The sequence below is a fragment of the Streptomyces nanshensis genome, assembly GCF_001751255.1.
Classification (GTDB): Bacteria; Actinomycetota; Actinomycetes; order Streptomycetales; family Streptomycetaceae; genus Streptomyces; species Streptomyces nanshensis_A.
In genome coordinates, this window is the sequence record NZ_LJGW01000086.1 from 1 (window position 1) to 8,080 (window position 8,080).

The 8,080-nt window shown below is 71.4% G+C and carries 11 protein-coding genes; 9 read left to right on the top strand and 2 right to left on the bottom strand.

The window, feature by feature from the left end; all coding sequences use genetic code 11:
• Positions 1–580: 580 nt before the first annotated feature.
• On the bottom strand, positions 581–814 hold the full coding sequence (locus AN218_RS35950; RefSeq protein ID WP_141747451.1) for a DUF6087 family protein: 234 nt from the start codon (positions 812–814) through the stop codon (positions 581–583).
• 622 nt (positions 815–1,436) lie between these two features.
• On the opposite strand from AN218_RS35950, the gene AN218_RS04155 reads away from it, so the two are divergent.
• From AN218_RS04155 to AN218_RS04200, 9 genes are all read left to right on the top strand, one after another.
• Positions 1,437–1,619: an SH3 domain-containing protein gene (locus tag AN218_RS04155; protein WP_107421352.1), complete on the top strand. Its 183-nt coding sequence runs from the start codon at positions 1,437–1,439 to the stop codon at positions 1,617–1,619.
• 778 nt (positions 1,620–2,397) lie between these two features.
• Positions 2,398–2,619, top strand: a complete 222-nt coding sequence (locus tag AN218_RS04160) for a hypothetical protein (protein WP_070015252.1) — start codon at positions 2,398–2,400, stop codon at positions 2,617–2,619.
• Between the two features lie 74 nt (positions 2,620–2,693).
• Positions 2,694–3,110: a hypothetical protein gene (locus AN218_RS04165; RefSeq protein ID WP_070015253.1), complete on the top strand. Its 417-nt coding sequence runs from the start codon at positions 2,694–2,696 to the stop codon at positions 3,108–3,110.
• Between the two features lie 111 nt (positions 3,111–3,221).
• Positions 3,222–3,800, top strand: coding sequence for a hypothetical protein (locus tag AN218_RS35955; protein ID WP_070015254.1), 579 nt, complete (start codon positions 3,222–3,224; stop codon positions 3,798–3,800).
• A gap of 146 nt (positions 3,801–3,946) precedes the next feature.
• The gene (locus AN218_RS04175; protein WP_070015255.1) at positions 3,947–4,252 is read left to right on the top strand and encodes a hypothetical protein; all 306 of its coding nucleotides are present in this window, start codon (positions 3,947–3,949) and stop codon (positions 4,250–4,252) included.
• Positions 4,253–4,292: 40 nt separating this feature from the next.
• Complete coding sequence (locus AN218_RS04180; protein WP_070015256.1) at positions 4,293–4,613, top strand: hypothetical protein; 321 nt, start codon at positions 4,293–4,295, stop codon at positions 4,611–4,613.
• Between the two features lie 282 nt (positions 4,614–4,895).
• Positions 4,896–5,150 (top strand): hypothetical protein, encoded by a 255-nt coding sequence (locus AN218_RS04190; protein ID WP_070015258.1) that lies wholly within the window; start codon positions 4,896–4,898, stop codon positions 5,148–5,150.
• The gene (locus AN218_RS04195) at positions 5,147–5,899 is read left to right on the top strand and encodes a hypothetical protein (protein WP_070015259.1); all 753 of its coding nucleotides are present in this window, start codon (positions 5,147–5,149) and stop codon (positions 5,897–5,899) included. The genes AN218_RS04190 and AN218_RS04195 overlap by 4 nt, the downstream gene beginning before the upstream one ends.
• 585 nt (positions 5,900–6,484) lie before the next feature.
• Positions 6,485–6,892: a hypothetical protein gene (locus AN218_RS04200; RefSeq protein ID WP_070015260.1), complete on the top strand. Its 408-nt coding sequence runs from the start codon at positions 6,485–6,487 to the stop codon at positions 6,890–6,892.
• Positions 6,893–7,249: 357 nt separating this feature from the next.
• On the opposite strand, the gene AN218_RS04205 is transcribed toward AN218_RS04200, so the two are convergent.
• Positions 7,250–7,747, bottom strand: coding sequence for a hypothetical protein (locus tag AN218_RS04205; RefSeq protein WP_244900254.1), 498 nt, complete (start codon positions 7,745–7,747; stop codon positions 7,250–7,252).
• Positions 7,748–8,080 lie beyond the last annotated feature (333 nt).

Here is an 8,080-nt window from a genome sequence, read left to right on the forward strand (position 1 = left end):
GGGCTCGGACTGCGGGGGCCGCCCTCGCGTTCGTGCTCGCGCCGCTGGCTCCTGGTGCTCGTCGTGGTCCGCCGCGCGCTCCGGCCTCCGCGCCCCGCGCCCGCTTGCCGCTGCGTCGGTCCCGTCGCCTCGCCCCGCGCGCTGCTGCGTCGCGCAAGCTGTTAGCCGACCGGCTGGTGCCGGGTGCCCAGCTCATACGTCGCAGCTGCGCCCCGTTCACCGTGCTCGTCGTACGAACTGCGTGGCNGTACGAACTGCGTGGCACGCGCCCGTGCCGTCCGGCTTGTCGCGCATGAGGGGGCCCGACCCCGAGCTGGCCGCTGCTCCCCGCTGCGCACTTGGCACTTCGGGGCGCTCCGGCCGCGCTGCGCCGTTCGGCGACACCACGGTGCGGGCGCGGTTGCTCGGTCGCTGCGACGGGGGCCCGTACCCGCCGGTGCTCGCCGTTCCCCGTCGTGCATACGCGCGCCGCGGCCCACGACAGCCCGGCCCCGCGAGCGTCCCCGCTCCCGCCGCCGCTGATTCGCGGTGCGCCGGGTGTGCGTGCTGCGCTCGCCTGGTGGGCGTGCTCGTGGGGGCGTCAGGCTTGGGGGTGCTGTCGGTGGACGTATGCGGCGGCTGAGGGGTAGTTCGGCGCCAGGCCGACTGCTCTCCATTCGTAGCCGTCGAATTCCTCGATGACGCGCCACTCGTCGGGGCGAACGTGGGATCCGGCTGGGGCCCCGCTGTCCAGCAAGAGCATCCGTCGTTTGCCGGTGAGCCGCTCGCGCCGCAGCTGTTGAACACGAGCCAGGTATTCCAGGGACTCATCCACGCGGTCATCCTCGCATCGAGGCGATCCGGGTTGCTGGGCAGGAGCTGCCCTCGCCTGCTGTCTTCGCATCACGGCAGCGCGCCGTCCTGGGTGCGGGGGGGCTGCCGTCCATGCCGCAGTGCGCCCAGGCGCGCGTCGCCCGTGCGTCGCGTGCTGGCCGCCCCCGCGCTCGCGCTGGCCGCACCGTCTGCGGTGGGGGAGCGGGCGCCCGCGCTGTCGTGTGGCTCCTCAACGTCGTCGTGGGCCGTGCCGCTGCCCGGGCCTGTCCGCCTGCCGGTGCCGGTTGCCGGCCGCGTTCTGGTTCGTGAGGTTTGGGGCTTTTCTGCTGCTGTCGTGGGGCACGTAGATTGCGGGTTTCTGTCCACAGGTGGGTGTTTCTACGGTCCACCCGCGTCTGCCCGGGCCGGCTGGGCGGGCAGGAGAGAAGGGCAGACATGGGATGAGGATTTTCACGCGTCGAATGGCCATAACCGCTGGTGCCGGAGTTCTGGCACTGGGCGGCACGCTGGTCTCGGCAACCGCTTCCGTGGCCAGCGACACCACCCCTGCCTCCACCAAGGTCGGGTCGTCGAAATGCAACGTCAACGACTCGAACCACAAGGAAGACATTCGCACGTCGGGTGTGAACCTCCGCAACGGCCCGTCCACGGGCTACTACTCGAAGGGGCAGTTGGGCAAGGGGACGAACTTCTACGTCTACTGCAGCCACGTCTCCGGTACATACACGCCCTGGTACTACGGCAAGGTCACGTCCGGAGTCCATTCGGGCACCAAGGGCTGGGTTTTCGGTGACTACCTCGTCTGATAAAGGGCGCGCATTCCGCGATCCCACCACCATCTGCTGGTGGGCCCCGCGAGCGGCTGTACCTCAGCAGGTGGCGGATACCGACCGGACTCCCCTTGCAGCGCGGTCGAGGAAGCCCTAGTCGCCACCGCAATACCGCGAAGGGCCTGCACCCCAGAAGGACCGGGGGCAGGCCCTTCCGTGGCGCGCCCGTGCTACGCGTGCGGCGCTGCCGTCACCGACCGCGGCGCTCCTCCTGACCCGGGGCCGCTGCGGTGCGCCCGGTGAAGAGCCTCAGTGACGGCTCAGGGCCGGGCACCGCCCGAGCCGCGCTGTGTCGCTGCCGGCAGGTGCGTCTCGACGACCGCCGCACGAGGAGGCCCGCCGGGCCCCGGTTGCTACCCGCGCCGCCCTCCGCCGCCCTGGCTCCCGGGTGCCGCGCCGGTGTGAGTGCCTGCGCTACGTGTCGGGTGGTGGCTGCTCTGCGCTGCTGGTCCGCTTCCCGTGTTGCACGGCTTCTTACGGAGGATTCGCGAGCTACTTGGCGTCCGGTGCGTGCGTCGCCGGCGACGCCCCCGCTGAGATCTGCCCATCCCATCCAGGTCAGGCGGCGCGCGGCGACTGGTCTGTGGAGCACGGCGACTTTCGTGCGAATTCGCAGGTCAGTCTTGGTGTCGAGTTGTGCAACCGGCGGATGCAAATATTGACTATGAACCCCTTCTAAGGTAAATTATGCCATGAGGGTTGGGGGTGTCCCGCTCCCTCGAAGACCCAGTAGTGCAGGTCGGAAGGACGCTCTATGCAGGTCTTCACGGTGGCCCAGGAGATTCGCCACGGCGAGGAGCACTCGGACGTGACGGGGGAGGGGCTGACGCTCGAGGCCGCCGTCGCGAACGCGATGGAACGGGGCCCGATCGGCTACCGCCCGTCGGACGTTCCCTCCAGCGCGGCCAGGGTGACCGCTGAACTGCAGCACAGCACGGAGACCACGCTGGGATGGGCCTGGTACATCCGCCGCTGACTGAGCTGCGGCGACGAGAACGAACGATGGGCACGACGTCCTGACATGGAGTCGTGCGGAGCTGAGGGGGCGCAGTGAACCGCCGAGAGACGTTTGTCTTCTCCCACAAGCCGTACGCCGTGAACCTGGACAGCCTGCGCGGCACCCTGGAGACCGGCAGGGACTGGCGCTTCTACCGGGGACGGATCGACGCCGTGTGGTTCCGCCGGAAGGACGGCATCACCCGCGCCTGCATCGGGACTCTCTGGGCGTCCAAGCGCCGCGAGACCGAGCCCACCGCCCAGGAGTTCCTTCAAGCGCACGACGACGGCCGCTACGGCGGCGACTGCGTCGCCCGCTGGGACGGCGTGAACTACTGGGGACCAGGCCAGAGCCTTGAGGGCATGCACAAGCACCTGGCCCTGCTGCGCCCCATGCTGGACGACTTCCACGCCACCGACGGCGCCCCCGAGGCCCCAGAGGGCTATGAGGGGTGGTGGACGTTCCGATGACCACCACGACGGCCGCGCTGGGATGGGCCTGGTACATCCGCCGCTGACTGCGGCGACGAGAACGGTGGGCACGACGTCCTGACATGGGGTCGTGCGGTACTGAGGAGGGGCATGCCCTACGCCGGATGGTTGCTCGACGTCCTCGAAGCATGGGGTGAGGCCGACCCCATGGAGGACGCATGGGAGTTCGACTGGCGCGACGTCGACGGCCTGCTGGGCGCGGCGGCGGAGGTGGTCTCCTGGGCGGAGCCGCTGGGCATCGTCCCGCTGAACGCGCACGAGGCCCTGATCGTCCTCGATCTGCCCGACGGAGGGCCGCGTCTGTGCTCCCTCACCGAAGAGATCGACTTCTACGGCCCGCCGACGGCAGGCGGCACGGTGGCCGACGCGGTCTGGCACGCCCTGACCTCGGTGCGCGCCACCGGCGCCGCTCTGGTCGCTCAGCTCGACGCCGTCCGGCCCGTGAATGTGGCCGCGGGGGTGGCCACTGTCCACCGCTCGTTGGTGCAGGAGATCCGGGAGCGCGAGGCTGCGCGGCAGGCCCGGTTGACCGCGGTCGACCCGGACCGTCAGAGGGGTGAGGCGTCTTCCTCCTGGGCCGACTGGGGCGCGTACGACGAGGCGAAAGCAGACGTCAACGAAGAGCGGGCCGAGGATCTTGCGGCTCTGCTCACGGTTCTGGAGGGCTGAAACCGGCATCGGCAGCCTCCTCGGCGCGGGCGCCCGTACGACCCTGTCGACGACCCGATCGGCGACGACGTTGAGGAGGGCTACGAGCAGGCCGTCCGCGACGGCCACATCGACCCGCACACCACCGACAGATCCTGGCGGCACCGATGAGCGAACAGTCCAACGAGCACGGCGCCCGACGCGAAGTCGTGGCGCACATCTACGACGACGGAACCTCCAACGACGAGTGCAACGGGGACTGCCCCGCCTGCCTCGAACGGGAGCAGCAGTACGTGGAGGGCATCCGCGAAGAGGTGACGCTGGCCGACCCCGACGACGAGACCCAGATCTACGCCGCCGCGTCACGGGCCATGTACCTCGCGGAGCAAGAGGTCATCAAGGCCCTCAAGCAGGTGGGACCGCCCAAGCGATCCCCGAGCGGCCCCCCGGCACCGCCGAGTTCGGCGACCTGAGCATCGACCCGCGCATCACCACCAAGCACTGGAGGCAACGATGAGCACCATCACGAACGAGACCGTCGCCGCGCCCGAGAGCCGGTATCCCGAGCACGACAAGCTCACCAAGGTCAAGGAGACCTCGCAGGCGGTCTACCGCTTCCTGGAGGCGGTCGGCGAGAAGGACATCCAGCTGATGCGCACCGTGCCGGACCACATCTGCCCGATGGAGCCCGACGACTCCGAGTCGGTCCACATCCCGGTGTCCGGGCAGCAGTTGAAGGAGCTGCTCGCCGAGCACTTCGGCATCGATCTGAAGAAGCTCGACGCCGAGAAGGAGCAGATGCTCGACGACCTGCGTGCGGTGCAGGCCGAGTGAAGCTCTCCGAGCGGCTGCTGGAGCGCCTGCGGGCGGAGTTCCGCCCGGGGCGGTCGTACGGGGCCGCTACGGCGGCCCGCTTCTGTGCTCCCTCACCGAAGAGACCGACTTCTACCGGCCGCCGACGGCCGCCACGACCGTCTGGCACGCCCTGACCTCGGTGCGCGCCGCCGGAGCGGCTCTGGCCGCTCAGCTCGACGCCGTCCGGCCCGCGCCGGAGGTGCCCGCCGGTGCGCAGCCGCTCCAGACAAGGCAGCAGCAGGACTCAGGGAGGAGCAGCACGTGAGCCAGGAGTGGGAAACCCTCGCCGATGCCGTGGCCACGGTCCACGCAGAGCTGGACGGCCGTTACTTCGAGGTCTTCGAGCAGCTCGCCCTGGACGCGGGCCTGTTCGCCTACTGCTCCTGCGGGCGCCGCGTGTACGCGGGCGAGCCGCGCTGCGCCGGCTGCGGCCGGGATTCCGCTCCGGCGCAGCCCGGGGGAGTCCAGGATCTGCCGCTGTCCGGCCACCACCACCGAGAAGGGGAACGTTCGTGATCGCTGAACTCTTCGACCCGCTGGAGGTCGAGTGCCTGGTGAAGACCGCCGCGGACCTGTGGGAGGACGGGGGGCAGGCCGATCTGTCCGGACGCCAGCGGGAGGTGCTGGAGCGTGCCCGTACCGCGGTGCTCGCCGAGCACGCCGGCCGGCCGCTGCCGTCGCAGGCCGCCGCGGCCCTCGTGGAGAGGACGCCGGGCCGGGTGTGTGTGCTGCGCCGCTGGGACCGCCACGAGGACGAGGTGACGCTCTGGCGGGACGAGGACGCCGCGATGGCCGCCCTCGCGGAGTACGTACGCGGGGTCTGGGACAACACCGCCTGCGATCACGACGTGCCGGACGAGCCGCCTGATGACGACCATGAGGCGGTGCAGCTCTACTACGGCCCTGACGGCGACAGCCGCCCGGACGAGGGCCACTGCGTCTACGACGAGACCATCGGCCGCCGCCGCCGGACGCGCATCCTTCCGCCGGGCTACCGCTTCCCGGACGAGAGGGAGTGCGCGCAGGCGAACCGCAACGCGCTCTTCCACCCGAAGGTCGAGGACGACGGGGTGCCCTACCTCGAGAACTGCGGCATCCGGGTCTTCGCCTGCCTCGACGAACTGGACGGCGCCTTCCTGGTCTTCGTCGACCCCGACGATGCCGAGGACCGGCTCGTGCGGCCCGACGGCACCGTGCCGCTGCGCATCGAGACGCCGGGCACCGTGCTGCTGGACAGCACCGCACCCCCCGGCACGGACCGCTGAAAGAGGCAGGCAGGCCCGGCGCCGGCATCCACGCGAGCACCACACCACCGGGCGCAGCCGCCGGGCAGGCGCAGCTGCGACGGCGGGCCGAACTGGCCGCCGCCCAGGCCGAGTAGACGGTCTCCGCCGGGCCGCGCGCACTGCGCCGCGGTTCGGCCGGCCGCACTGCTCTTCGTGGCTCGCGCCTGCGGCTGCTGCTCCCGGCCTCGGCGCCGCTGTTTCCCGCTCCCGCGCGCCGAGTTGTCGGCTGTCGCCCCGCGCCGTGGTCGTCGCACCCGCTGCTCGCCGCGCACCCGGCTGCTGGCCGTTCCTGCGGCTCCGCGCGCGCCCGGCTGCTCCNCGGCTGCTCCGCCCCGGATGCTCGTTGCTCGCGCCTGGCCGCCGGCCCGCTCGTCCGGTGCTGTCGGCTGCGGTGAACTGCCGTGGTCCCGACGGGCGTTGGCGTCGTCGTCCGTCGCGTGGTCGCGCGCTGCCCGGGGCTGTCGGGTGCTGGATTCTGTCCACAGGTGGTTGTTCCTACCGTCTCCCGATCCACGTCCGTGCGGGACATGCCCGGCGGACGGATCACGACGGAGAAGGATCACTATGAAGACGCTTCTGTGCCGGCCCGGCACGCGCATGGCCTCCACTGCAGCCGTATCCCTCCTGGCTCTGTGCGCCGCTGTCGGCAGTGCCCCCACTGCCCAGGCCGCCGACGAGGCTCCCCACTACCTCAGCGACGGCAGCGGCTCCGTGCAGTATCAGGACAACGGGAACAAGCTCACGATCAAGGACCTCAAGAAGGACGGCCGGGGCGTGCGCGTCACCGTCTGGACCGACGTCGTCCGCAAGGACACGGTCAGCATGGTCCGGGGGGAGGGCAACAGCCAGACGTACCCGCTCGACGTCCGTGAAGACGACGTCGTGAGGGTCGTTGCCGGCACCTGGGACCACGACGGCAAGCAGGGCGGCGGCGCCGGCCCGGGGACCGCGCGGTTCTCCTTCCGCAGCTGATGCACGCGTGATGCACGCGGTCTCCTGCCCGCGGGACGCCCGGTGATGTCGGCCGCCGTCCCGCGGTGGGAGGCGGGATGGTGAGCGGAGGCTGCAGCGGGCCCAACACGGCCGGGCGTACGTCGCTCACCGCCCGAGCAGGGCCCGCGGCGCCCGCGCCGCTGGTGCCGGTCCCGTCGTCTCCGCGCTCGTCGTCTGGTGCCGCGGGCTTCGTCGCGGCTCGTCCTTCCTCGCCCTGCTGGTGCCGCCAGCTTCCACGCGGGCACCACACCGCCGGGTGCCTCGCCTTGTCGGTCTCGTGTCGGGCCTACGCGTCGGGCCGGCGGGCCCGCTCTCGCACCACGCTGCGTGACGTGGTCACCGGCTGTCGCGGGGGCGTTCGGCGCCGAGCTGGATCTCGCGTCGGCATTCGTGGCAGTCCGGCAGCCCGCTCACGGTGCGGCCCTCGCCTTGGGCCCAGTGGAAGCCGCACAGCGCGTGGATCGACAGGTGTTCGTCGTCGGGGGTGGCGTGTGAGCCGTATCCGGGGATGTTCCAGGTGACGGTCGTCCCGCCGTCGTACGGGGAGCCCTCCGGCCAGTCGTAGACGGCGTCGCCGGTGGTACAGCGCATCCGGAGGTCCGGGCCCTTCCAGCGGGCGCCCTGCTGGGCCTGGGCGGAGGCGTCGACGGCGTCGGCCAGCCGCTCGAAGGACAGGTCGTAGTCCCTCATGTGCTCCCAGCTGCCGGCTGGTTGTGCGCGGACCAGCGAACGGAACTCCAGCAGCAGCCGCTCCAGGTCGTGCTGCCGGACGCGGACGGTGCCGCTCTGGGAGTCGTAGCCGTAGGGATCCTCGGTACCGGTCTTCTTGGGCATCGCACTCCTCCTTGTCCCCGCGCGGTGGTGGTGAGACGCGCGGTGAGCCTGTGCGGCGGCCGTCTCAGTCACCGTGGTGTCTGGCCCAACGACCCGGGCCCCGGCCCGTGTCGCCCGGAGCGTCCGACGGCATCCGCGTCCGCGCGTGCGTGCACCTCGGGTGCAGTTGGCCAGGCCGGACCGGACGAGGACCTGGAGCGCGCCGCCGGACCGTCCCGCCGTGGGCCCGCCCTGGCCGTCCCCGGCGGGTCAGGCAGGCGAGACCGTACAGAGGAGCCGGCCGGAGCCGCCGCGGGCCGCGCGCCGGTTCCGGCTGCGCGTGAGCGCGGGTCA